The organism is Mucilaginibacter inviolabilis (genome assembly GCF_011089895.1).
In the GTDB taxonomy this organism is placed as follows: Bacteria; Bacteroidota; Bacteroidia; order Sphingobacteriales; family Sphingobacteriaceae; genus Mucilaginibacter; species Mucilaginibacter inviolabilis.
On record NZ_JAANAT010000001.1, the window covers coordinates 1,152,399 to 1,176,702 of the forward strand.

Annotated in this window: 18 protein-coding genes; 14 read left to right on the plus strand and 4 right to left on the minus strand. The window is 41.9% G+C overall.

Annotation, left to right across the window (positions count from 1 at the left end; translation table 11 throughout):
• Nucleotides 1–26 precede the first annotated feature (26 nt).
• From G7092_RS04610 to G7092_RS04620, 3 genes are all read left to right on the plus strand, one after another.
• The gene (locus G7092_RS04610) at nt 27–1,004 is read left to right on the plus strand and encodes an electron transfer flavoprotein subunit alpha/FixB family protein (protein ID WP_166086661.1); all 978 of its coding nucleotides are present in this window, start codon (nt 27–29) and stop codon (nt 1,002–1,004) included.
• A 25-nt stretch (nt 1,005–1,029) separates the two neighbouring features.
• On the plus strand, nt 1,030–1,632 hold the full coding sequence (locus G7092_RS04615; RefSeq protein WP_166086664.1) for a bifunctional nuclease family protein: 603 nt from the start codon (nt 1,030–1,032) through the stop codon (nt 1,630–1,632).
• 250 nt (nt 1,633–1,882) lie between these two features.
• Nucleotides 1,883–3,142, plus strand: a complete 1,260-nt coding sequence (locus tag G7092_RS04620) for a nucleoside permease (RefSeq protein WP_166086666.1) — start codon at nt 1,883–1,885, stop codon at nt 3,140–3,142.
• Nucleotides 3,143–3,216: 74 nt separating this feature from the next.
• On the opposite strand, the gene G7092_RS04625 is transcribed toward G7092_RS04620, so the two are convergent.
• Both G7092_RS04625 and G7092_RS04630 read right to left on the minus strand, forming a co-directional pair.
• Complete coding sequence (locus G7092_RS04625; protein WP_166086668.1) at nt 3,217–3,930, minus strand: ThuA domain-containing protein; 714 nt, start codon at nt 3,928–3,930, stop codon at nt 3,217–3,219.
• Between the two features lie 158 nt (nt 3,931–4,088).
• Nucleotides 4,089–5,798 carry a GMC oxidoreductase gene (locus G7092_RS04630; protein ID WP_166086670.1) on the minus strand — a complete coding sequence of 570 codons (1,710 nt, stop codon included), beginning with the start codon at nt 5,796–5,798 and terminating at the stop codon, nt 4,089–4,091.
• Between the two features lie 227 nt (nt 5,799–6,025).
• Between G7092_RS04630 and G7092_RS04635 the strand changes: the two genes are divergently transcribed.
• The 7 genes from G7092_RS04635 to G7092_RS04665 all read left to right on the plus strand — a co-directional run bounded on the left by G7092_RS04635 (nt 6,026) and on the right by G7092_RS04665 (nt 12,631).
• The gene (locus G7092_RS04635; RefSeq protein WP_166086672.1) at nt 6,026–6,856 is read left to right on the plus strand and encodes an MOSC domain-containing protein; all 831 of its coding nucleotides are present in this window, start codon (nt 6,026–6,028) and stop codon (nt 6,854–6,856) included.
• Complete coding sequence (locus G7092_RS04640; RefSeq protein ID WP_166086674.1) at nt 6,853–7,278, plus strand: VOC family protein; 426 nt, start codon at nt 6,853–6,855, stop codon at nt 7,276–7,278. The genes G7092_RS04635 and G7092_RS04640 overlap by 4 nt, the downstream gene beginning before the upstream one ends.
• On the plus strand, nt 7,256–7,534 hold the full coding sequence (locus G7092_RS04645) for an Rdx family protein (RefSeq protein ID WP_166086676.1): 279 nt from the start codon (nt 7,256–7,258) through the stop codon (nt 7,532–7,534). Before G7092_RS04640 ends, G7092_RS04645 begins: the two co-directional genes overlap by 23 nt.
• A gap of 94 nt (nt 7,535–7,628) precedes the next feature.
• Nucleotides 7,629–8,063 carry an RrF2 family transcriptional regulator gene (locus tag G7092_RS04650; protein ID WP_166086678.1) on the plus strand — a complete coding sequence of 145 codons (435 nt, stop codon included), beginning with the start codon at nt 7,629–7,631 and terminating at the stop codon, nt 8,061–8,063.
• A 232-nt stretch (nt 8,064–8,295) separates the two neighbouring features.
• Nucleotides 8,296–10,386 (plus strand): nitrite/sulfite reductase, encoded by a 2,091-nt coding sequence (locus tag G7092_RS04655; RefSeq protein WP_166086680.1) that lies wholly within the window; start codon nt 8,296–8,298, stop codon nt 10,384–10,386.
• A 24-nt stretch (nt 10,387–10,410) separates the two neighbouring features.
• Nucleotides 10,411–11,919 carry a TSUP family transporter gene (locus G7092_RS04660; protein ID WP_166086682.1) on the plus strand — a complete coding sequence of 503 codons (1,509 nt, stop codon included), beginning with the start codon at nt 10,411–10,413 and terminating at the stop codon, nt 11,917–11,919.
• A 1-nt stretch (nt 11,920) separates the two neighbouring features.
• Nucleotides 11,921–12,631, plus strand: coding sequence for a phosphoadenylyl-sulfate reductase (locus tag G7092_RS04665; protein ID WP_166086684.1), 711 nt, complete (start codon nt 11,921–11,923; stop codon nt 12,629–12,631).
• A 376-nt stretch (nt 12,632–13,007) separates the two neighbouring features.
• Here the strand turns inward: G7092_RS04665 and G7092_RS04670 are convergent, their stop codons facing one another.
• A complete protein-coding gene (locus tag G7092_RS04670; protein WP_166086686.1) occupies nt 13,008–13,712 on the minus strand; it encodes a hypothetical protein in 705 nt (234 codons plus the stop codon).
• Nucleotides 13,713–13,846: 134 nt separating this feature from the next.
• Complete coding sequence (locus G7092_RS04675; RefSeq protein ID WP_166086688.1) at nt 13,847–16,798, minus strand: TonB-dependent receptor; 2,952 nt, start codon at nt 16,796–16,798, stop codon at nt 13,847–13,849.
• Nucleotides 16,799–17,444: 646 nt separating this feature from the next.
• Between G7092_RS04675 and proB the strand changes: the two genes are divergently transcribed.
• The 4 genes from proB to topA all read left to right on the plus strand — a co-directional run bounded on the left by proB (nt 17,445) and on the right by topA (nt 24,216).
• On the plus strand, nt 17,445–18,593 hold the full coding sequence (gene proB / locus G7092_RS04680; RefSeq protein WP_235953775.1) for a glutamate 5-kinase: 1,149 nt from the start codon (nt 17,445–17,447) through the stop codon (nt 18,591–18,593).
• Nucleotides 18,593–19,846, plus strand: a complete 1,254-nt coding sequence (locus G7092_RS04685; RefSeq protein WP_166086691.1) for a glutamate-5-semialdehyde dehydrogenase — start codon at nt 18,593–18,595, stop codon at nt 19,844–19,846. The genes proB and G7092_RS04685 overlap by 1 nt, the downstream gene beginning before the upstream one ends.
• A 694-nt stretch (nt 19,847–20,540) precedes the next feature.
• Complete coding sequence (gene mnmA / locus G7092_RS04690; RefSeq protein WP_166086693.1) at nt 20,541–21,629, plus strand: tRNA 2-thiouridine(34) synthase MnmA; 1,089 nt, start codon at nt 20,541–20,543, stop codon at nt 21,627–21,629.
• Between the two features lie 196 nt (nt 21,630–21,825).
• On the plus strand, nt 21,826–24,216 hold the full coding sequence (gene topA / locus G7092_RS04695) for a type I DNA topoisomerase (protein WP_166086695.1): 2,391 nt from the start codon (nt 21,826–21,828) through the stop codon (nt 24,214–24,216).
• The last annotated feature ends 88 nt before the right edge of the window (nt 24,217–24,304 follow it).

Below are 24,304 nucleotides of genomic sequence, written 5' to 3' on the forward strand. Positions count from 1 at the left end.
TAAATCTATTCCAAGAAACACATCATATGTCAGTTTTAATATATGCGGAAAATGCCGGCGGTAAATTCAAAAAGTCAATCTTTGAAGCCGTTACCTATGCCCGTGCCATTGCCGATCAAAATAAAACCAATCTGGTTGCCATTTCTATTGGCGATGTCAGCAAAGATGAATTAGCCGCTTTAGGTAAATACGGCGCCGAAAAAGTGCTGAACGTATCTGGCGATAAACTCAAGAACTTTGTAAACCAGGCTTACGCCTCTATCATTGCCGAAGCTGCTAAAAAGCAGGGAGCCGATATTGTGGTATTATCCAATACTTTCTCCGGCCGTGGCTTAGCGCCAAGATTGGGCGTAAAATTGCAAGCTGGTGTTGCCGATGGTGCTGTAGCGCTACCGGAGCAAAATGGTGGTAAATTCACCATCAAAAAAACGGCATTCTCTGGCAAGGCATTTGCCATTGTGGAATTAACGTCGGCCAACAAGGTTATCGCTTTGGTACCTAATTCCTATAAGGTAGTGGAAACCGGCGGTACTGCCCAGGTAGAAGATTTCGCTGCCGAAACTAAAGATTCTGATTTTAGAGCGATAATCAAGGAGATTGTACGTTCAACCGATAAAATATCCCTGCCTGATGCAGAAATTGTTGTTTCTGCCGGACGCGGCCTTAAAGGACCTGAAAACTGGGGTATGGTAGAAGAACTGGCCGAACTACTCGGCGCTGCTACAGCATGCTCTAAACCAGTGTCAGACGCCGGTTGGCGCCCACACAGCGAACACGTTGGTCAAACCGGAATAGCTGTCAGTCCAAATTTGTATATTGCGATAGGAATTTCAGGTGCTATTCAACACCTAGCAGGTATCAGTTCTTCAAAAGTTATTGTGGTGATCAACAAAGATCCGGAAGCTCCTTTTTTCAAAGTGGCGGATTACGGTATTGTTGGCGATGCGTTTGAAGTGGTACCTCAATTAATAGCGGCCGTTAAAGAATATAAAGCTTCAGCATAAATTATTAGGTGCGATGGGTAATAACATGAAAAAAATTAAGCTGGATATTGTAGGGTTATCGTACAGTCAGACACAATCGGGAGCTTATGCTTTAGTTTTAGGCGAGGTAAGCGGTCGCCGCCGGCTCCCTATCATTATCGGCAGCTTTGAAGCACAGGCCATAGCTATCGAGATAGAGAAAATGACCCCAAGCCGTCCGCTTACGCACGATTTGTTCAAGAGCTTTGCGCAAGCTTACCAGATTGAAGTACAAGAGATTATCATTTATAACCTGGTCGACGGTATATTTTACTCTAAATTGATCTGCAATGATGGTAAACGTACTGTAGAGATCGACGCCCGTACATCAGATGCCATTGCGGTAGCTGTAAGGTTTGATTGCCCAATTTTTACTTACGAGTTTATCTTATCTACTGCTGGTATTGTAATTGAAGGCAATGATTTTGTTTATCTCGAAAATATCAACGAAACCCAGGAAGAAAAATCTGTAGGCACAGCCGTTGGAAGTGGATTTTCATCATTAAGTGTTGACGAGCTTAAAACTAAGTTACAGGAAGCGCTTGCCGAAGAATCATATGAAAAGGCTGCAAAAATTCGCGACGAATTGAACAAGCGTAAAGCATCCTGATCTTTATTTCGGATTTTTCGTATTTGTTTGCTTTTTAAGGCACTTAAAGAAGGCTACGCCGTTTCGGACGTTCGATTTCGGATTTATTGAATGAAAATATTCTATTTTGAATTTATAGAATAAGGAAATCACCACTTTATAAATCAAATATTAAAATAAATCCGAAATCGAACGTCCGAAATCCGAAATCAATTTATTACTTTCCATTTTTAATTTAACACTGATTTTTATTATTTAAACCCGTCGTAGTATGAATATTAAGTTGCGCTTAATAGTGATGAATTTTATGCAGTATTTTATATGGGGTTCATGGCTGCTTACTATCGGCGTATACTGGTTTCAAAATAAACATTGGTCTGGCGAGCACTTTGGGGCTATTTTTTCAACAATGGGTATTTCGGCTATCTTTATGCCTGCCCTTACGGGTATCATTGCTGATCGCTTTGTAAATGCCGAAAAACTGTATGGTATAATGCATATTTTAGGGGCAATGACCTTGTTTTCCCTTCCCTTGGTAACCAATCCGTTTACTTTTTTTTGGGTGATGCTGCTTAATATGGTTTTTTATATGCCAACCTTGTCATTATCCATAACCGTGGCTTATTCGGCTTTAAAAAAAAGTGATAAGGATATTGTAAAAGACTATCCTCCTATCCGTATCTGGGGAACTATCGGTTTTATTGCTGCTTTGTGGACAGTAAGCCTCACCCATAATGAAACCTCGGCCAATCAATTTTATATTGCATCGGTTATGGCACTTACATTGGGTATCTATTCATTTACGTTACCAAAAGCCCCTCCGCTTTTAGGTAAGGTTGCCAATAAATCATTAGCAGAGTCACTGGGTTTAAAAGCTTTTGCTTTATTCAAAGTACCAAAGTTCACTATATTTTTTGCCTTCTCACTGCTGTTAGGCGCTGCTTTACAGCTTACTAATGCTTATGGTGATACTTATATTCATGATTTTGCTACCGTGCCTGCTTATAAAGATACCATAGCGGTAAAGTATCCTGCCATTATTATGTCGATATCCCAGGTTTCCGAAACATTATTCATCCTGGCTATTCCTTTTTTTCTGCGCAGGTTTGGTATCAAATACGTTATGCTGTTTAGTATGCTTGCATGGGTGTTACGTTTTGGCCTTTTCGCCTTTGGCGATCCTGCCGGTGGTTTATGGATGATCATTGGCTCCTGCATTGTGTATGGTATGGCCTTTGATTTCTTTAATATTTCGGGTTCATTATTTGTAGAAACACAAGCTACCCCCGAAATAAGAGCTAGTGCCCAGGGGCTTTTTATGATGATGGTGAATGGATTCGGAGCCTTTTTTGGAAGTATTGGTAGTGGGTTCATCATAGACAAATTCTTCACCCATGCCGATCACAGTAAAAACTGGCATGGTATCTGGCTTACCTTTGCGGCTTATGCCCTGGTTATAGCCGTTATCTTCCCATTCGTATTCAGGTATAAGCATAATGCGGCATTAAAACATGCCATTGCGCATGCATAAAACAAAATGATTACAAACAGAAAAGCCGGTTTTAAACCGGCTTTTCTGTTTGTATAAGGTTTAGGTAAATAATATTATTTCTTGCCAATTGCATATTGTATGCCACCCAAAAGGTGTTTCAGATACAAAGGATCTGCATATGATTCATCGGTGTGGCCCAATTCGGTATAAAATGCCCTGCCGCCATCAAAGCTATGATACCAGGCCATGGGATGATTATCGCCATTTTCTCCGCCTGTGTAGCTTTTCTCGTCTATTTTAATCAGTACGTGCAAATCATCAGCTATCCATTTATAGTTGTACCATTCATCCCAGCGTTTCCAGGTTTCGGGTAGATGTTTGGTGGCTATAAAATTACGGTCGACCACATGCAGCGTAGCTTCCTGTTGTTTGGGGTGACTTTTAAAATAGGCACCTACCAGCTTGCCATACCATGCCCAGTCATACTCGGTATCGGTAGCCGCGTGTACACCTACAAAACCTCCTCCTGCTTTAATGTATTGTTCAAAGGCGGTTTGCTGAGTGTCATCCAACACATTACCGGTAGTACTTAAAAATATTACCGCGGCATATTGCTTTAAATTGGTCGTGGTAAATTTTCTGGCATCAGTGGTGCTGTCTACGTCAAAGTTATTCTCCTGTCCCAGTTTCATAATGGCCGGTACACCAACTGCTATCGAGTTATGATGAAAGCCTGCCGTTTTACAAAAGATCAAGACTTTGGGTTTTGATTTTGCATAAAGCAGCGTAGTGCTTAATAGCAAACAAATAAAAAATAGTTTTTTCATAGTTGTATTGTTTTATGTCATGCTGAACTTGTTTCAGCATCCCACATGCATGGCCGTTCTGTATGAGTAACCTTGCTTGTGGGATCCCGAAATAAATTCGGGATGACGTGTAATGGTGGATTTGTTTTTTATCCTTGTTCATTTTATCATTACTCTTCCTATATATTCCCCTTCTTCAACTCCCCAACAGCAAAATCTGCCGCACGGGCAGTTAGTGCCATATAGGTTAATGATGGGTTTTGGCAGGCTGACGAAACCATGGCTGCGCCATCGGTACAGAATACATTTTTGGCATCCCAAACCTGGTTATGCGCGTTTAAAACGGATGTTTTAGGATCAAGTCCCATGCGGGCGGTACCCATTTCATGGATGCCATCACCTACATTGTGGCCCCGATCGTGCGTTTTTACATTTTTGACACCTGCACTTTCCAGCATTTCTTTGGCTTCTTTTACAATATCAATCCGCATTTTATGCTCGTTATCCCTGATAATCGCATCCATGGCTAAAATAGGCAGCCCCCATTTGTCCTTCCGGGTTTTATCGAGGGTGATTTTGTTATCATGGTAAGGCAGCAATTCACCAAAACCACCAATGCCTATCTCCCAGCCTCCTGGTTCTGTTATGGCGTCTTTATATTGCGCACCGATATTTAACTCCGCTATCTCCCGGCTCCAACCTGTACGGCTCGCTCCGCCCTGGTAGCCAAAACCACGCAAGTAATCACGTTTGTCGCCAAATAAATTAGCAAATCTTACCACATAGATACCATTAGCCCTGCGGCCATAATAATATTTATCTTCAAAACCATCTACCTGACCGGATGCGCCCAGGTTGTAGTGATGATCCATAATGTTATGCCCCAGTTCGCCACTGCTGCTACCCAATCCATCGGGCCAAACATCCGTAGCCGAGTTCATCAATACCCAGGCACTGTTTAATGCCGAGGCGTTCAGAAATACAATCTTGGCGTAATACTCATAGGTTTGGTTGGTTTCGGCATCAAGCACTTCAACACCAGTGGCTTTTTGAGTATCCTTATCGTACAATATTTTAGTAACTATAGAGTACGGTCTAACGGTTAGGTTGCCGGTAGCTAAAGCTGCCGGTAAGGTTGAAGACTGCGTGCTAAAATATCCGCCGAAAGGACAGCCTTCCCAGCAACGGTTACGGAACTGGCATTTGGTACGGCCCGGTATAGCTGCTGTTAAATTGGCCGAACGACCGATGATCATATGCCGGGTGCCGTTATAATTCTTTTTAAGACGGGCAGCTACATCCTTTTCTACCCAATTCATATCCATCGGTGGTAGGTAATGCCCGTCGGGTAATTGCTCCAATCCTTCTAATGAGCCACTTACGCCTGCAAATTTCTCCACATGATCATACCAGGGTGCCAGATCTTTATAACGAATTGGCCAGTCAATTGCCCAGCCATCTTTAGCGTTTGCTTCAAAATCATGATCGCTCCAGCGGTAGCTTTGTCGGCCCCACAAAATAGAGCGACCGCCTAATTGGTATGATCGCCACCAATTAAATGGCTTAACTTCGGTATATGGTGCATCTTGCTCATTGGCCCAATAATCCATAATTGGTTCATAAGCACCCCAGCCACGTGATATTACGGGTCTAACCTTGCGTTGTGCCTGTGTAGGGCTGCCACGGTGCGGCATATCCCAGGGATTATTATTGGCCGTTTTATAGTCTTTGATATGCTCAAAATTCCGTCCGCGTTCCAGCATGATGGTTTTGAGGCCTTTTTCGGTTAATTCTTTAGCCGCCCAGCCGCCGCTAATACCCGAGCCAATAACTATAGCGTCATAGGTGTTATCGGCTTTAGCCTTGCCGTTTACATTGTTTAATGGCATGATTTCAATAAAATTAAAGGTTGGTTTTGCAATTGGATAAACAATTATATCAATTAAAATTTAACAAAGCAATGAACTGTCAATAAAAAAACAATCGATTGTAATTATGAAGATACAAAGCCATTAAAGTAAAGTATCATGCAGATCACATATAATCATATTCTGGTGAAATCACCGGACAAAACAACTCCAGTTTTCCTATTTTTACCTTCTCTATCCTGTTGCCCATGCTTACTGTAAGTGAAATAAATATTTATCCCATAAAATCCTTAGGCGGTATATCATTACCGTATGCTGAGGTTACCGATCGCGGTTTGAAATACGACAGGCGCTGGATGCTTGTTGATGAACAAAATCGTTTCCTTACCCAGCGGGAATATCCTCAAATGGCTTTGTTAAAGGTGCAGATTGAAAATGATGGATTGTTAGTCACCCATTATCTGAATGGATCAGTATTGATACCATTTGAACAGCATGATCAAAGTAAACAAGAAGTAGCTATCTGGGATGATACCTGTGCAGGTGTATTTGTTGATCAGGAACTGGACAACTGGTTTAGCGCAGCATTGGGTATAAAATGCCGGTTGATTTATATGCCCGAAGATACCCATCGTCAGGTTGACCGGCAGTATGCACCTGAAGGCATGATCACCTCTTTTGCTGATGCTTATCCCTTTTTATTGATCGGCCAGGCTTCGCTCGATGACCTGAATAACCGCATGACCGAACCATTGCCCATGAACCGGTTCAGACCCAATATTGTTTTTACGGGCGGAGATGCTTTTGATGAGGATCTGATGAACCATATACAAATAGCCGGTATTGATTTTTATGGGACCAAACTTTGTGCACGCTGTGTGCTCACGACCATCGATCAGCAAACAGCTGTTAAGGCTAAAGAACCATTAAAAACATTGGCGCAATACCGATTGAGGGACAAGAAGATACTATTTGGGCAAAATTTAATTCATGAAAATACAGGCATCCTTACCGTTGGTGATACATTAAATGTATTAAGCACCCATACCGAAGAAAGATTCCTGGTGCCTCAAAAATGAAAAGACATATTGCCCATATTACCTTAGTAGTGGCCGATTATGATGAGGCCATTGCTTTTTATACGCAAAAGCTTGGCTTTGTATTGATAGAGGACACCGTTTTAAGCGAAACAAAAAGATGGGTTTTAATAGCGCCCGATAAAGATGCCCAATGTGCTATCCTGTTGGCTAAGGCTGTAGGTGATGAACAGAAACAGGCCATTGGCAATCAATCGGGCAAGCGCGTATTCCTGTTTTTATATACCGACGATTTCTGGCGCGATCATGAGGCGATGACCACTAAGGGGGTTAACTTTGTGCGACCGCCAGTTACAGAAGATTACGGTATAGTTGCCGTTTTTGAAGATCTTTACGGTAATTTATGGGATCTGATACAGCCATCTGAAAACAATAAACCAAATGAAACCAACCATCACCATTGAATACTGCCCCAAATGTAACTGGATGATGCGCGCCGCTTATATGGCACAGGAACTTCTCACCACCTTTACAGATGATGTGTATGGGGTAACCCTGCAGCCCAGCGAAACAAGTGGCAAATATACCATCAGCGTAAATGACACCGTACTGTTCGACAGAAAAGAACAAGGGCGCTTCCCGGAGATCAAAGAGTTAAAGCAATTGGTACGTGACCAGGTGAATCCCGATAAAAGTTTAGGACACTCCGATAACAGGTAAATAGATAGTACACTTGTACTCTATAGTATTACTGGATATTTTTATTTATAATTAACAAAATTGTTATTTACCTTTGTTAGTTTTATTTTAGAAAATGCTATCCAAAAAAACTAAATACGCAATTAAGGCATTGGTGATCCTGGGCAAGAACAGAGATCAACCGCCAATGCAGATTTCAAAGATCGCCGAGGCTGAACGCATCCCCAAAAAATTCCTGGAGCAAATACTGCTCGATCTGCGGAATGCCGGTTTCCTGTACAGTAAAAAAGGTGCAGGTGGTGGCTATAGCCTGAACCGCGATCCCAAGGAGATATTCCTGGTAAGCATTATGCGTATTACCGACGGTCCTATTGCCATGGTTCCTTGCGCCAGTCTTAATTTTTATCACAAATGTGATGAATGCCACCAGGAAACTACCTGCGGTATCCGCGATGTATTTGTTGATGTGCGCGATGCTACATTAAAAATATTAAGTGAGACCAGCATAGCCGATATCATATCTCGCGAACAGACGCTTATCCACACCTAAAAAATCTCACCAAACTGTAAAAAGGCAACTTTTTTCAATTAAATTCTACCATTTCCGTATAGTATGTATATATTTGGGGAATGAATACCCTCAACAGGAATATTTACTACAAAAATCTGATGTGTTATTGCGTGAGAGACAATAAGGCCAGGCTATAATTTTTGTATTAACCATATACGCCTCTTTAGCCTAAGCCAAAGAGGCTTTTTTATAATTGATAAAACGATAAGATATGCAGAGCTTCAGAACGGAACTGGAGAACCCAATAGTTGAGAAAGATATTATTGATCTTGAAAAAAAGATCAGGGCCTTTCGTGAAGGTAAAATTCACGACGAAAAGTTCAGGAGCTTACGTCTGGCTCGTGGTATTTATGGGCAGCGCCAGCCTGGTGTGCAAATGGTGCGTATCAAGCTGCCATTTGGTAAAGTCACTTTCAAACAGCTGTTGCGTATTGCCGAGATATCTGACGAGTACGGAAGCCGTAACCTGCACCTGACCACGCGTCAGGATATCCAGATCCATTACGTAAGTTTGGAGCGAACGCCTGAACTTTGGGCCAAACTGGAGCAGGATGATATCACCCTGCGCGAAGCTTGTGGTAATACCGTGAGAAACGTTACCGCCTCCCCTGCCTCAGGTATCGATCCGCAGGAGCCATTTGATGTGTCTCCTTATGCCCATGCTACATTCGAGTATTTTTTGCGCAACCCGGTTTGCCAGGAAATGGGTCGTAAGTTCAAAATTTCCTTTTCATCAAGTGATGCTGACACCGCATTTTCTTACATCCATGATATCGGTGTTATCCCGAAGCTCAAAAACACTGGTGAGCGCGGCTTTAAAGTACTTTTAGGCGGTGGCTTAGGCGCGCAGCCTATTCTGGCCAACATCGTAGAAGAGTTTTTACCCGAGGATCAGTTGATCCCTTATATCGAGGCCATCATCCGGGTGTTTGATCGTTATGGCGAACGCAATAACCGTAACAAAGCCCGTTTGAAATACCTGATCCAGAAATTGGGATTGGAAGAGGTACTGCGCCTGGCTGCTATTGAAAGAACAGCTATCAAAGTAAAAAGTTACCCCATTAACCGTGATGCGGTTCTGCAACCAGCCGTTCCGGAAGAAACCGCTTTTGCCGAGGTAAGCATCAGCAATCCGTTCCGCTATGAGCAATGGCTGGCTACCAACGTATTTGAGCAAAAGCAAAAAGGCTTTTATGGCGTATACATCAAAGTTCCGGTTGGTGATATCTCCTCAGATACCGCCCGTGAACTGGTAAAAGTTTTACAGCCATTGGTTGCCGATGAAATCCGTGTTACCCAAAATCAGGGCTTACTGTTGAAATTTGCCCGTAAAGAAGCATTACCAGCCCTGTACGAAGGTTTGGCTAAGTTGGAACTGGCCGCTCCGGGGTTTGATAGTGTAGCCGACGTGACCACGTGTCCTGGTACTGACACCTGTAACCTGGGTATCTCCAACAGCATGACCATGGCCCGGGTACTGGAAGACCTGATCTATAACGAATATGAAGATTTTATTTATAACCGCGATATCAAGATAAAAATAAGCGGCTGTATGAACTCCTGCGGTCAGCATGGTTTGGCACATATTGGTTTTCATGGCAGTTCACTTAAGGCCGGTACCAAAGTATTACCGTCTGTACAGGTGATGCTGGGCGGCGGTACTGTTGGTGATGGCATTGGTCGTGCTGCTGATAGGGTGATCAAAGTGCCTTCAAAAAGAGCAACCGATGTTTTACGCACCCTGCTTGACGATTATAAAGCCCTCTCAACAGAAGGCGAATTGTACAACGATTATTACGACAGACAGGGTAAAGACTATTTTTATCGCCTGCTGAAACCATTGGCCGATCTCACTAACCTTACTGATGACGAATTTGTTGACTGGGGGCATCAGGAAACTTTTGTTACCGCCATTGGCGTTGGCGAATGTGCCGGTGTGATCATTGACCTGGTAGCTACCCTGCTTTATGAGTCGGAAGAAAAACTGGGTTGGGCCAATCAATCATTCCAGGCCGGTGCATGGTCTGATGCTATATATCATGCATATAATACACTGCTAAGCTCTGCAAAAGCGTTATTGCTGGATAAAAGCATCAACACCAGTACACAAGCGGCAGTTATCCGTGAGTTTGATGCCAATTATGTAGAAAAAGGCGAATTTGATATCGAAGGCAGCTTTAACGATCTGGTTTTACAGATCAACCAGCATGAGCCTTCTCAGGAATTTGCTACTGCTTATTTAGCACAGGCAACCGCGTTTTTAGAAAAAAGTAAAGCAAAAAGAGAGGCTTTGGTACAATAATAAAATTGTTAAAGGATAGTAAACATGTCATTATTGCCCAAAGATAGCAGCATAACCAAGGTCCAGAATCAGGATACAGGGGGCAATCAATTGTTTCCCGTGTTTTTAAAACTGAACGACCTGCATACCGTACTGGTAGGTGGAGGCCATGTTGGTTTGGAAAAACTCACCGCTATTTTAAGCAATAGTACACAGGCCAAAGTAACCGTGATATCCCGTGAGTTTTTGCCGGAGATACATGAACTGGCCGCCCGATACGATGGTTTAACCATCATCCAGAAATCATTTACCGATGATGACCTGAACGATGCCGAAGTAGTGATAGCAGCCACCAACGACAGCGACCTGAACAAATATATCCGCCAGGCCGCGCATGATCGTAAGTTACTGATCAATGTGGCTGATAAACCGGAGCTTTGCGATTTTTACTTAGCATCCATCGTTCAAAAAGGTGATCTTAAACTGGCGATATCTACCAATGGTAAATCGCCAACCATAGCCAAACGTTTAAAAGAGGTGCTTAACGAAAGCATTCCTGACGAGCTGGATACTACCCTGCAGCAAATGAGCGAACTGCGCAATACCCTCACCGGCGATTTTGCCGACAAGGTTAAAACTTTAAATAAAGTAACCTCGGTACTGGTTGAGCCAAAAATAACTATCAAGAAGAATTTTATCTGGCTTATCTGGTCAACCATTATTATTTCGCTGGCTATAGTTATTGCGGCATTATATTACAGGGAGCCTCAGTTTAAGTCATTTGTAGAAGGTGTACCACCGCAATTCTATTACTTTTTAGGGGCTGGTTTCCTGTTTGCACTGGTTGATGGGGCAATCGGTATGTCATACGGTGTTACCTCTACCACCTTCTCCCTGTCCATGGGTATCCCGCCGGCATCAGCCAGTATGGGTGTCCACCTGTCAGAGATCATGAGCTGCGGTATCGCCGGTTGGATGCACTATCGCATGGGTAATATCAACTGGAAGTTATTTAAACTATTGGTGATACCGGGTATTATCGGCGCTGTTACCGGTGCTTACCTGCTATCATCATTAGAACATTACAGTCAGTATACCAAGCCGGTAGTGTCTTTATATACATTAATACTTGGACTGGTTATCCTGTCCAAGGCGTTTAATATCAAGCGTAAAAAATCGGCCGATAAAGTTAAACGTATTTCGCTGCTTGGTTTAGGTGGCGGCTTTATTGATGCTGTTGGCGGCGGCGGCTGGGGATCTATCGTACTGTCAACCCTGATAGCCGGTGGCCGTAGTCCGCGGTTTTCATTAGGTACGGTAAAATTATCCAGGTTCTTTGTGGCCATCATGGGCTCGCTTACCTTTATCAGTATGGTGAGCAGCGATCACTGGCCTGCAGTAGCCGGTTTAATATTGGGCAGCGCACTGGCATCGCCTATCGCGGCCCGCATCTCCAATAAAATATCCACAAAAACCATTATGGTTTCTGTCGGAATTATCGTAATACTGGTGAGTATCAAATCGATAATTGCCTTTATTACAAAAGTTTTGTAACATGAGCGAAGTAGTAAAACATATACAAAAAGTAATTGCAGGCCTTGACCCGGTTGACGCCCTGCGTGAGCTGGCCGAGCTGTTTCCCGGCGAAATTGTATTCTCCACCAGTTTTGGATGGGAAGATCAGGCTATCAGTCACATGATATTTGCCAATAATTTGCCTATCAAAGTTTTTACCTTGGAAACAGGTCGCCTTTTTCGTGAAACCTACTCGGTTTGGAGCAGCACTATGGACAGGTATAAGCAAGCTATCCACGCCTATTATCCCGATCGTGACCTGCTGGAAGAAATGGTGAATAAAAAGGGCCCTAACAGCTTTTATGAGTCTGTAGAGAACCGTAAAGAGTGCTGCGGCATCCGGAAGATTGAGCCCTTAAAACGCGCGCTGAAAGGTAATAAACTATGGATCACCGGTATCCGTGCCGATCAATCAGCCAATCGTCTGGACATGGAAAATGTAGAATGGGATGAACAAAACCAGCTAGCCAAGTTCCACCCTATTTTCAGCTGGACATTGGATGATGTAAAAGACTATATCAAACAATACAATATCCCTTACAACTCATTGCACGATAAAGGCTTCCCGAGCATTGGCTGTATGCCTTGCACACGTGCTGTTGCCGAAGGCGAGGATTTTCGCGCCGGTCGCTGGTGGTGGGAAGATCAATCCAAAAAAGAATGCGGCCTGCACGAAGTAAAGCAACATTAAACAAAGACGTTTTTTAATAATTATACACCCAAAGCCGGTATGATCATCAGATCATCCGGCTTTTTTGTTTTAGAGTTGTCCACCCCATATTCTCCCACTATGTCATTGCGAGGAGGAACGACGAAGCAATCTCATCGAGTTCAATACCCGAACGAGGAGATTGCCACGCTATCGCTCGCAATGACATGTTTTTTAATAATTCTACATGTTGTCATTTCGAACGAGGAACGAGGAGAAATCTTTTACAATAGATAGTTTAACCAAGCAATGCTTTCCATGTATGAAGCAGAAGATTTCTCCTCGTTCCATCTGCTGCCGCGGGCTTCCAGCCCGTGGTAATCATGATCTCAGCTTTCAGCTGAACTAACCTTACAATTTAATTCTCTCCCTGCACCCTGAGTTTTCGCAAATTCCAGTATTTCTGGATCATTTTACCGGTTGCAAATTCGCTCAACCAGATATTTTTCACCTGGGGATCCAAATTAAGATCATCCGGCAAATAGGTCAAAATATACCTTGCCGATAAAGAAAATTCAATAAAATTGCCCAGTCTTTTTATATAAGTTACTTTATAAAAACCAAGACTATCCCTGAGCTTATTTAGCGCTCCAAGTTTATCAAACAGATTTGCCGATTTAAACACATCCTTAAATCTCAAACTGTCGGTCAACAAATGGCCGCGCCCAACGTTGTCAACCCCGATGATCCGAATTGTTTGATCATATTTTGAAATATTGAACCTCTGGTACTTTGTTATATCTAGTATATAATTTGTAGGAAAGTCTTTCTCAAATTTATTGGGTTCACCGATATATATATTTAGCTTCACGGTATCCTTATCTGTCCGGTAAAGACAATTATAATAAACGCTATCGTTTGATATTCTGCTCCAGATTCCCGCTTCACCCCTTTGAAAATAGTTCCATTCTCTAAAAACTTTTATTGAATTACTGTCCAACCGGTTAGCTATCTTTCGCGCCTGGATCTCCCTTTGCTTATCCTCCAATTTCGGGTCGGAACATCCAGTGATAACCGCATGCAACAACATTAAAATGATTATTAACCGAAATTTAGCTTTCATAATTACAATTCAGAAATGATATGGCTGTAATTTAATTAAAATTGCCCATTCTACATCCCCCACCACAAAAAAAGCGAATGGGCATCGCTGCCCATCCGCCTTAAAAACTATAAAAAAACGTATTAAAAAAGTGCTTATTTAGGTTGCTGTCCGCTCAACAGGCCATCTAACGTAACCGATACATAGTACAGACCACCAATGGTTGGGCCGCCGGCATATTGATAGTACCGTTTGTTAAAAATATCGGTTGCGCCCAATTTAAAGGTAGCGTAGTATACCGGTACGCGGTAGGTAACCTGGGCATCAACAGTACCAATAGCAGGCACAGTACCGGTAACCAGTGGGCTTTCCCACAGGAATGATTCCTGCCACTTGTACACTACGTTGAAACCAAAGTTTTTAACCACTTCGCGGTTACCAAATGATACGTTGCCCGACCACTCTGGTGTGTTAAAGCCGGTTACAAAAATATCAGAGGCCGATTGGGCTTTCAGCTTGTTAAAGCTTACGTTGCCCGATATGGTGTATCTTTTATAAAAGTTATAAGTGATACCAGCCGATGAACCATAATTATTATAGATGTTCTTGGCATTGGTATATACACGGTACCTGCTTTGGCCCTGGCTGGCCGCATTGGTTGAAGTTGCGGTAGTCGGGTCGCGGTTAATGTCCAGCATGGATAACACGGCTGCGTCTGTACCCACAGTAGTTCCATTGGGTACAAATACCTGTACCTGGCCTAAAAAGCCATTGTAGCGGTTGGTATAGGCATCTATGTCGATAAATACTTTGTTATCCGCAATAATACCTTTATAGCCCACTTCGTACGAGGTGATTTGTTCAGGGCGGGCAGGCGGCAGATCGGCCACTTGCAGCAGCTTTCTGTTGGCTAATGCATTGGCATCGGTACTACCACCCGGCGCCGCATTTACAGCTGCATTAAAGTTAGTTACCGATGTTTGCGTATAGCTATTGCCTAAATAACCCAAACCATCATTAATAAATGGCAAACTACCCACACGTTTCACACGACCATTGTTCACATAGGATAAAGCCTCAAACAACGATGGGAAACGGTAACCGTTCTGAAAAGTAAACCTGAAGTTATGGTTCTCGTTCACGGTATAAACAGCTGCTAAACGCGGCGTGAATTTAGGGTCGAAGTAAGGATTATAATCCCAACGGATAGATCCAAATAATTTCAGCTTTTCATCAAAAAAGGTTTTGGTTACCTGGGTAAAGGCGCCGTACTTTTTGTAGATCACATCTTTGCCAAAGCTTCCGTTGGGCAAAGGTGTGTTACGATCAGCAATCGGACGGCTAAAGTCCACAAAGTTATTTCCGTCAGGAATGATAGAATATACACGCACATCAGCGCCAGCCAGCAGGTCAACCACTTTTACACGGCTGCTCAGGTCCCATTGTGCCTCGGCATTATACATATGGCTTTTTTGTATCAGTGCGGCACCACCGGTTACAGGCGCATTCGGGATCAGGCTCGATTTGATATCCCAGTTATTAATACCGATAATGGTTTTACGCAGATCGTTAAAGGCCTGTGTTCCGGGTTCTACCCTGCCCTTATCAGCAGCGGCTCTTGCAAATTGCTCAGCAGCGGCCAGGTTGGCTGATGTTAAAACACCGCCATTATATGATTTAAGGGCGTTTCCGTATAAAGTAGCCCAGGCTGAGTTACTGGCATGATTCAGATCGAGGTTATCAGCCAACGGTTTTACGTTGAATGAATTACCGGTATTTTCTATGGATTCATATGCGCGAACCAGGAACTCTTTGCCTTTTAATTCCACTTTATGGTTCTGTACAGTAGCTCCGTCTAAAGAAATTTTGTTACCACGTTGAAAAACGCCATCCATGCGTCCATAGCGGTAGGTGTATGACAATATGGTGTTTGGTGTTATTTTGTAAGATAAAGTACCATCCAGTTTCAGGTTGGTCACGTGCGGATCAACCAGATCAACCTCATTATAACCAGTACGCGCCACGGTAAGATTTGGACGGGCAACACCATTAACGCTGATACCTTTAATAACCACGGTATTGCTACCCGCAAGCGCATCGTCGCCATATTTGTTCCAGCCGTCATAAGCCGCGTTGCTGGTTCCCGTCAGTTCCGGGTAAGCAGGGTTAGCCGTTTTAAGGTAGCCTGGGTTTTGGTCTTTCTGAGTATTTGATTGCCAGTCGGTGCCCTGTAAATAGCTAAAGTTTACTTTGAAGGCGAATTTATCGTTAAAAGCTTTAGCAAATCTTAAAGCATCCTCGGTTAATGAGCTTGTGCCCAGAGGGTCGTTACCCACATGGTTTATAGCCTGGCGATGGTAGAAACTAAGGCCCTGGTATTTAAAAGGATCTTTGGTAAAAAGGTTAGATAAACCGTTGATGGCATTGGTACCATACAAAGCTGCTGCCGCGCCTGGTGTAATCTCAATGCTGGCAATATCTAACTCGGTTGGGCCAATGGCGTTACCCAGTGGTACACCTAAAGTAGCCGACTGCATATCAACCCCGTCAACCAGTTGCATAAACCTAAAATTGTTGGGGCTGTTAAAACCACGGGTATTGGGTACTTTAAGGGTGATACTGGTGGTGGTCATCTGTACACCTTTCACGTTCTCCAGCGCATCATAAAAACTGGGGCCCGGGGACTGTTTCAGCGCGTTGATGCTCAGTTTCTCGATGGCCACCGGCGAACGTAGCAACTTTTCTTCCTTACGCGACGCGGTAACCACCACCTCATTGATTAATAAAGATTGTGAAGTTAGCTGGATATTTAAAGCGCTATTAGCATTTTTAATATAAAACTCCTGCGGTTGAAATCCTACCGCGGTAAAAACCAGTGTATACGGTAATTTAGCGCTTGTGGTTAAAGAGAATTTACCGGTACTGTCTGTAGCGGTTTTATTGGTCGTGCCTTTTATGCTAACGGTGGTACCTACTAAGGGCTTGCCATGTTCGTCGCCTACTTGCCCGCTTAAAATATAAGAGCCGTTAAGTTGCGCAAAACCGACGGCCGGCGCAAGTAAAAGCAAAAGTACAATGAGTTTTAAAGAATGAGTAAAAATTTTCATGTAGTAAGGTTGGTGTTGGTGGAAAACTAAATTTGGGTTGATTAATGTTTTGATAGATGTAGGGGTCAAAAGCATCAACAACAGGCAGCAGAGTACTGCATATTTACAAGGGGCATTAAAGTAATTTTATAATAATGATACATTGTCTATAGAATTAGTCGACAAAAATAGAAAAAAAATGACTTTAACAAATCTTTTTTGATTTTAATTTTTTGGCGTGCTTAATCAGGTACTATAATCTGATACTTTTTAAACCTTTCAAAACACTTCAAAAATTTGTTAAAAAGTGTTAAAATGGCGTTAAAGCTTTGTTAAAATAGCCAAAAAGCACCCCATTTTCCCCTGATTTTGACTGAAAAAGTGTTAAAATTTAAGGTTTAAAAAGTTTTTCGGATAAGGGTCCCGATAAAGTATTTTTAACCAAAGCAACTCTTTGAGACCCTACTCCTCCCTCCTTTTGGCCACATTTTAATTAGTAATAATTGACTAAATTTAGCATTAATCATAGTTATTTAAGCCATTATTTAATACAAGTAGATTGTATATTGATAATTTTAGATCGTAAATTAACATAAATTGAAATTAAATGGCTTAAAACATCTGTAAATTATATAAAAATGGTAAATTTTAACTAAAAATAGACTTATTGTATGTTAAAGTGAGTCAATATCAATCAAAAAATATTATTTTTGGATCAAAATACGATCAGCAGGAAATGGCCTTCAACTATCAACGCATCATTATCAAAATAGGCTCTAACGTTTTTACGCAGGAAAATGGCTTACCCAACCTGCAGCGTATAGAACACCTGGTTGAGCAGATAGCGGCGATCAAAAAACAGGGTAAAGAAGTTATCCTGGTATCATCGGGAGCAGTAGCTTCTGGTCGTAGCCTGATCACTATTTCCGAAAAATATGATGCCATCGCCGCGAGGCAGTTATTGGCCTCCATAGGTCAGGTAAAGCTGATCAATACGTATTCCAGTCTTTTTGAGCGCTTTGATATCCTTTGCTCGCAAGTGTTGGTCACTAAAGAGGATTTCAGGGATAGGATGCACTATCTGAATATGAAAAACTGCCTGGAGCTTTTATTACAGCACCAGGTTATACCTGTTGTGAACGAAAATGATGTAGTATCGGTAACAGAACTCATGTTTACAGACAATGATGAGCTTGCCGGTCTTATAGCTTCCATGCTGAATGCGGAGGCACTTATTGTGCTAACTAATGTAGATGGTATTTATAATGGCAATCCAAATTCGCCGGGATCGGCTGTAATTGAACAAGTTAACGGCGCTGTGGTTGATTTCTCTGAGTTTGTTTCCTCTGGACGTTCGCAGTTTGGCCGTGGCGGTATGATCACTAAATCAACCATGTCTCAAAAAACAGCGCAATTAGGCATTGCGGTACATATTGCTAACGGTTCCCGTGATAATGTTTTAACCGATGTGCTGGAAAATAAAGTAATACATACCCGCTTTATTCCTACAAAAAAAGCATCTGGTAAAAAGAAATGGATAGCGCATTCCGAAAAGTCGGCTACAGGTGTAGTACAGGTTAATGACGGTGCCAAGGTCGCGCTTACATCCAGCAAAGCCACCAGTTTATTACCTGTTGGAATTACTAATGTATTAACTGATTTTAAAAAGGGAGATATCATTAAGCTGGTTGATGAGAAAAATAAACAGTTGGGTTTGGGTATAGCGGAGTATGGAGCAGATAAGGCCAGGGAACGAGTTGGGCTTAAAAACCAAAAGCCTTTGGTACATTACGATTATCTTTATTTACAGAGTTAATGGCAACAGTATACGATAATTATTTTCAAAATGCGCTTGTTGCAGGCAGAAAACCCACTCTTGCCCCTGCTCTGATCAATCAGGTGTTGCAGGATGTGGCGGCTGAAGCTATTGCTCAAACAGGTTACCTACTAACTGAAAATCAGAAGGATCTTGACCGGATGGACAACACAGATCCTAAGTATGACCGGTTGAAGCTTACTGCTGCCCGTATTGAAGCCATAGCCGGCGATATGGTAAATGTGGCGCTTTTAGATAGCCCATTGGGTAAACAGCTTTCCAAAACTAATATGCCAAATGGCTTATCCATCACAAAGGTTAGGGTTCCATTGGGGGTTGTTGGGGTTATTTACGAAGCCCGGCCTAATGTTACTTTTGATGTATTTGCGCTTTGCTTTAAAACAGGGAACGTCAGTATTTTAAAAGGAAGCAGCGATGCCGACTTTTCCAATCGGGCAATTATTTCGATCATATATAAAGTATTGCGTAAGCATCATTTGGATACTGATATTGTGACCTTGCTGCCTGCTGATCGTGAAGCTACCGCTGCTTTATTAAATGCTGTTGGCTTTGTAGATGTGCTGATCCCGCGAGGAAGTCAGTCGTTAATTAATTTTGTTAGGGATAATAGTAAAGTACCCGTAATTGAAACCGGGGCTGGTATTGTTCATACTTATTTTGATGAGTCAGGTGATCTGGAGAAAGGTGCAGGAATTATCGCCAATGCCAAAACACGCCGGGTAAGTGTGTGTAATGCGCTCGATTGTTTGATTATTCACGCATCACGTATTGCTGATTTGCCAAGGCTTACACATTTATTAAAACAGAAACAGGTAGAATTATTTGCCGACGAAACTGCCCATGAGGTATTAAAGGGTAACTACCCCGATGATCTGCTGAATAAAGCAATTCCGGAGCATTTTGGTACCGAGTTCTTATCTATGAAAATGGCTATTAAAACGGTAGCTAATTTGAACCAGGCGCTTGAACATATTGCTGTAAATGGGTCAAAACATAGTGAGGCTATTATTAGCGAAGATGCCGATCATATAGCTACATTTTTAAATAATGTAGATGCAGCTGCAGTATATGCTAATGTCTCAACCGCATTTACTGATGGAGCCCAGTTTGGGCTAGGCGCCGAAATAGGCATCAGTACACAAAAACTCCACGCCCGCGGCCCTATGGGGCTTGAGGAATTAACCAGCTATAAATGGTTAGTTAAAGGCGATGGTCAAACCCGAAATCCATAATTATAAACCTAATACCTACACTTTGTCGCAAAAAAAAGGTGCTTGAAAAAGCACCTTAAATTTTTCCTCACTGTCCGGTCTGTGTAGTTTATTTAATCAGGTAATTTGCTATAGCAACAAAACAAATAATCACTAAAATCACTCCTTGCAGTTTTTGCTCTAATGTTAACTGGCTTATCATTTTAAATTAATTAGGGTATAGCAAATTTAAAATGTAAACGGGATGTTACAAGAGCACAATACACTTTTGCATTTTTTTTAACAAAAAACTTACATGCTTTTTACAATGGTCAGCTGCACATTTATTCATTAAAATAATCGCAAAAAAACGCTTGCCCTGTTAAAATTTATTTAGAGACTAAACATAGTCAGAATGATAAATTTTATGCTTCATGATTAATTTATCTGCATTTTTTAGATAATTTTTGAACTATGTGTTTTTTTGTGTTTTTAACATACAAGAATATTAAAGAGTATTTTAGTTGTAAATATTCTTTAAATAAAAAGTTTCTATGTTGATTAGGATGATATCTTCTAAATAAAGAAAAGTTTAATATTATTAATTTAAGCATTTGATTATCAATATTATATTAATTAATAATTAATTTCGAATTTTATATTTGCTTTCCATTTTACTCTCGGCTGACCTAATAACCTATCAACATCAGAATCAAAAAGGTATCTTTGCAAAATTATGAGTAAGCACGGTAGGATCTTAGTGGCAATGAGTGGTGGTGTTGATAGTTCGGTAGCGGCAGTAATGCTGCATGAGCAGGGCTATGAAGTTATTGGTCTTACCATGAAAACCTGGGACTATGCCTCATCCGGTGGTAGTTCAAAAGAAACGGGCTGCTGTAGTCTGGATAGTATTAATGATGCCCGTGCTTTAGCTGTAGGTTATGGCTTTCCACACTACATATTAGATATCAGAAACGAATTTGGTGATTTTGTGATCGACAATTTTGTAGACGAGTATCTGGCTGGCCGTACTCCCAATCCATGTGTATTATGTAATACCCATATTAAATGGGATGCCCTTTTAAAGCGCGCTGATAAACTCGATTGTGAATTTATTGCAACAGGGCACTATGCTAATATCCGGTTGCAGGATAACGGGCGTTATGTGATATCAAAGGGAAAAGACGAAAACAAAGATCAGTCTTATGTATTGTGGGGCGTATCTCAGCAAAATCTTGCCCGCACAAAATTCCCTTTAGGTAGTTTCTCTAAACCAGAGATCAGGCAAATGGCTATGGATATGGGACAAATGGAACTTGCCGGGAAAAGTGAAAGCTATGAAATATGCTTTGTGCCAGATAACGACTATAGAGCCTTTTTAAGACACAAAGTTGAAGATCTGGATGATCGTATAGGTCCGGGTAACTTTACGCTTACCAACGGCACCATAGTAGGCAAGCACCAGGGATATCCGTTTTACACCATAGGGCAGCGTAAGGGTTTGGGCGTAGCATTAGGGCACCCTATGTTTGTTACCGCCATAGACCCGCACACCAATACCGTTGTTTTAGGTACAGCTGATGAATTGGAACGCAAACAAGCCTGGGTTAAAAACCTTAATCTGGTTAAATATGCCAATATTAATGAACCTATAGAAGCTATTACTAAGATACGCTACAAGGATGCCGGTACGCAAAGCAGCATTGTACAAATGGGCGAACATATGAAAGTTGATTTTCATCATAATGTATCTGGCATAGCACCAGGCCAGTCGGCTGTATTTTATGAAGGGAATGACCTTCTTGGTGGTGGTTTCCTGATGTAGATCCTCCTTTGTCGTAAGCTGGCGATAAACTGTTATCTGTAATTTTTATTATCAAAACATCGTAAAACGTTGCTTTAATAATAATCCTGCATTCCAACTATTTATCAGTTTGGCCGTAAAAGCTTCGGGGCTTTTCCTAAAACAAATTTGCGTTTCACTTTCTTTATGTTTTATTTGCAAAAAAATAACTGCTTAAATGGCCAAAAACCTACTTATAGTTGAATCTCCGGCGAAAGCCAAAACCATCGAAGGATATCTTGGGAAAGACTTTACGGTTAAATCAAGTTACGGCCATATCCGTGATCTGGTAAAATCTGAAGATGCTATTGATATAGCTAATAATTTCACCCAGAAATATGAAGTGCCAGCCGATAAAAAGCAAGTTGTCAGTGAATTAAAAAAATTAGCTAAGGAAGCCGAAATGGTTTGGCTCGCATCGGACGAGGATCGCGAGGGAGAAGCCATATCCTGGCATTTATTTGAAACACTAGGTTTAAAAGATGCTACCACCAAACGCATTGTTTTTCACGAGATAACCAAACCTGCTATTTTAAAAGCGATTGATACGCCTCGTAAAATTGACTATAACCTGGTTAATGCCCAACAAGCCCGCCGCGTGTTGGATAGATTAGTAGGTTTTGAACTCTCCCCTGTTTTATGGAAAAAAGTAAAACCATCTTTATCTGCTGGTCGGGTTCAATCAGTAGCAGTAAGATTGATTGTTGATCGCGAAAGAGAGATCAATAAATTTAAATCGGAAGCCGCTTTTAAAATAGTAGCCATATTTGGCAAAGGTAAAGAGGCATTCAAAGCTGAGCTTGCTGAGCGTTTTAGCAAGCAGGAAGACGCTGAAAAGTTTCTATCCGATTGCATTGGAGCTGATTTTGATATCCGGTCATTAGAAACAAAACCCGCAAAACGTTCTCCTGCTGCCCCCTTTACAACATCCACATTACAACAGGAAGCCAGCAGAAAATTAGGTTATTCTGTAGCCCGTACTATGCAGGTTGCTCAGAAACTATATGAATCGGGTAACATTACCTATATGCGTACAGACTCGGTTAACTTGTCAGAAACCGCGTTAAATGCCGCACAGCAGGAAATTGTTTCTGCGTATGGAGAAAAATATCATCAGCATCGTAAATATAAAACTAAAAATGCCAGTGCCCAGGAAGCGCATGAGGCAATAAGACCAACTTATTTTACTAATCATACCATTGATGGCGATTCTTCTGAAAAACGCTTGTATGAGTTGATCTGGAAACGTGCTATTGCTTCACAAATGAGTGAAGCACAGTTTGAAAAAACAACCGCGAAGATCAGCATTTCCAGTCGTAGAGAAGAACTGACGGCCAATGGTGAAGTAATGAAGTTTGATGGGTTCCTGAAAGTGTATCTGGAATCTGCCGACGATGAAGAAGAAGATACACAACAAGACGGTGAAAATGCTATGCTGCCTCCTTTAACAAAAGGCCAGCGTCTTGCATTACAGGAAATGTCGGCAACTGAGCGTTTCTCTCGCCCGCCTGCACGTTATACAGAGGCCAGTTTGGTTAAAAAACTGGAAGAATTAGGTATCGGTCGCCCGTCAACCTATGCCCCTACCATTTCAACCATACAAAACCGTGGTTATGTAGTTAAGGAAGAGCGCGAAGGAAAGATACGTAACTTCAGAGTATTGACTCTAAAAGGTAACGCTATTGTTAAGGAAAACAAAACCGAAAATACGGGTGCTGAACGGGGCAAACTCTTCCCTACCGATATTGGTGCAGTAGTGAATGATTTCCTGGTTCAATATTTTAACGGTATCGTCGATTTTAACTTTACAGCAAGCGTTGAAAAACAATTTGACGAGATAGCGCAAGGTTTAAAAGAATGGACGGATATGCTCCATGCTTTTTATAATCCTTTCCATAAAGAAGTTCAAAGCACCATAGAAACTGCTGATAAAGCTACGGGCGAACGCGAACTAGGCGTACACCCAGAGAATGGTAAAAAAATATCGGTACGCATTGGCCGTTACGGCCCGTTTGTACAGGTAGGCGACAGTGCTACAGAAGAAAATGAAGAAAAACCGCTTTACGCGAGTTTAAGAAATGGGCAGAGCATAGAAACAATCAGTCTTGAAGAAGCTTTAGAGCTTTTTAAACTACCAAAGGTTGTTGGAGAGTACGAAGGTAAGGTAATGAAGGTGGCTATTGGCCGTTTCGGGCCATACATTAGCCATAACAGCGCGTTTGTTTCTTTACCAAAAGAAATTGATCCGCTAGATGTCACTGAGGAGCAGGCAATCGAATTGATCAATGCTAAACGTAAAAAAGACGCCGAAAAATTGATCAAATCTTTTGACGAAGATCCGGAGGTTAAAGTATTAAATGGTCGCTGGGGACCTTATATCGAATTTGGTAAATTAAATGTAAAGATCCCTAAAGATAAAGATCCTTTGACCCTTACTTATGAAGAGTGTAAGGCCTTGGCTGATGCTATGCCAAAGGATGCTAAAAAAGGACGGTTTGGTAAAGCTGCTTCAGCAAAACCCGCAGCCAAAGCACCGGCAAAGAAAAAAGCTGTAGCAAAGAAGAAATGATTTCCAGTGAATGGTTTATTAGGTTGATTGAGTAAATAGTTGTTCTATCAGCTATTTAATCGCCCACTTAATCAACTATTCACCCAAT

Excerpts from the sequence above, each read along its gene's own strand:
- G7092_RS04630 (WP_166086670.1), bottom strand. The coding sequence starts at position 5,798 with ATGCCATTAAACAATGTAAACGGCAAGGCTAAAGCCGATAACACCTAT.
- G7092_RS04685 (WP_166086691.1), top strand. The coding sequence starts at position 18,593 with ATGGCAACAGTATACGATAATTATTTTCAAAATGCGCTTGTTGCAGGC.
- mnmA (WP_166086693.1), top strand. The coding sequence starts at position 20,541 with ATGAGTAAGCACGGTAGGATCTTAGTGGCAATGAGTGGTGGTGTTGAT.
- topA (WP_166086695.1), top strand. The coding sequence starts at position 21,826 with ATGGCCAAAAACCTACTTATAGTTGAATCTCCGGCGAAAGCCAAAACC.
- G7092_RS04670 (WP_166086686.1), bottom strand. The coding sequence starts at position 13,712 with ATGAAAGCTAAATTTCGGTTAATAATCATTTTAATGTTGTTGCATGCG.
- G7092_RS04620 (WP_166086666.1), top strand. The coding sequence starts at position 1,883 with ATGAATATTAAGTTGCGCTTAATAGTGATGAATTTTATGCAGTATTTT.
- G7092_RS04650 (WP_166086678.1), top strand. The coding sequence starts at position 7,629 with ATGCTATCCAAAAAAACTAAATACGCAATTAAGGCATTGGTGATCCTG.
- G7092_RS04655 (WP_166086680.1), top strand. The coding sequence starts at position 8,296 with ATGCAGAGCTTCAGAACGGAACTGGAGAACCCAATAGTTGAGAAAGAT.
- G7092_RS04610 (WP_166086661.1), top strand. The coding sequence starts at position 27 with ATGTCAGTTTTAATATATGCGGAAAATGCCGGCGGTAAATTCAAAAAG.
- G7092_RS04615 (WP_166086664.1), top strand. The coding sequence starts at position 1,030 with ATGAAAAAAATTAAGCTGGATATTGTAGGGTTATCGTACAGTCAGACA.
- G7092_RS04675 (WP_166086688.1), bottom strand. The coding sequence starts at position 16,798 with ATGAAAATTTTTACTCATTCTTTAAAACTCATTGTACTTTTGCTTTTA.
- G7092_RS04645 (WP_166086676.1), top strand. The coding sequence starts at position 7,256 with ATGAAACCAACCATCACCATTGAATACTGCCCCAAATGTAACTGGATG.
- G7092_RS04635 (WP_166086672.1), top strand. The coding sequence starts at position 6,026 with ATGCTTACTGTAAGTGAAATAAATATTTATCCCATAAAATCCTTAGGC.
- G7092_RS04625 (WP_166086668.1), bottom strand. The coding sequence starts at position 3,930 with ATGAAAAAACTATTTTTTATTTGTTTGCTATTAAGCACTACGCTGCTT.
- G7092_RS04640 (WP_166086674.1), top strand. The coding sequence starts at position 6,853 with ATGAAAAGACATATTGCCCATATTACCTTAGTAGTGGCCGATTATGAT.
- G7092_RS04665 (WP_166086684.1), top strand. The coding sequence starts at position 11,921 with ATGAGCGAAGTAGTAAAACATATACAAAAAGTAATTGCAGGCCTTGAC.
- G7092_RS04660 (WP_166086682.1), top strand. The coding sequence starts at position 10,411 with ATGTCATTATTGCCCAAAGATAGCAGCATAACCAAGGTCCAGAATCAG.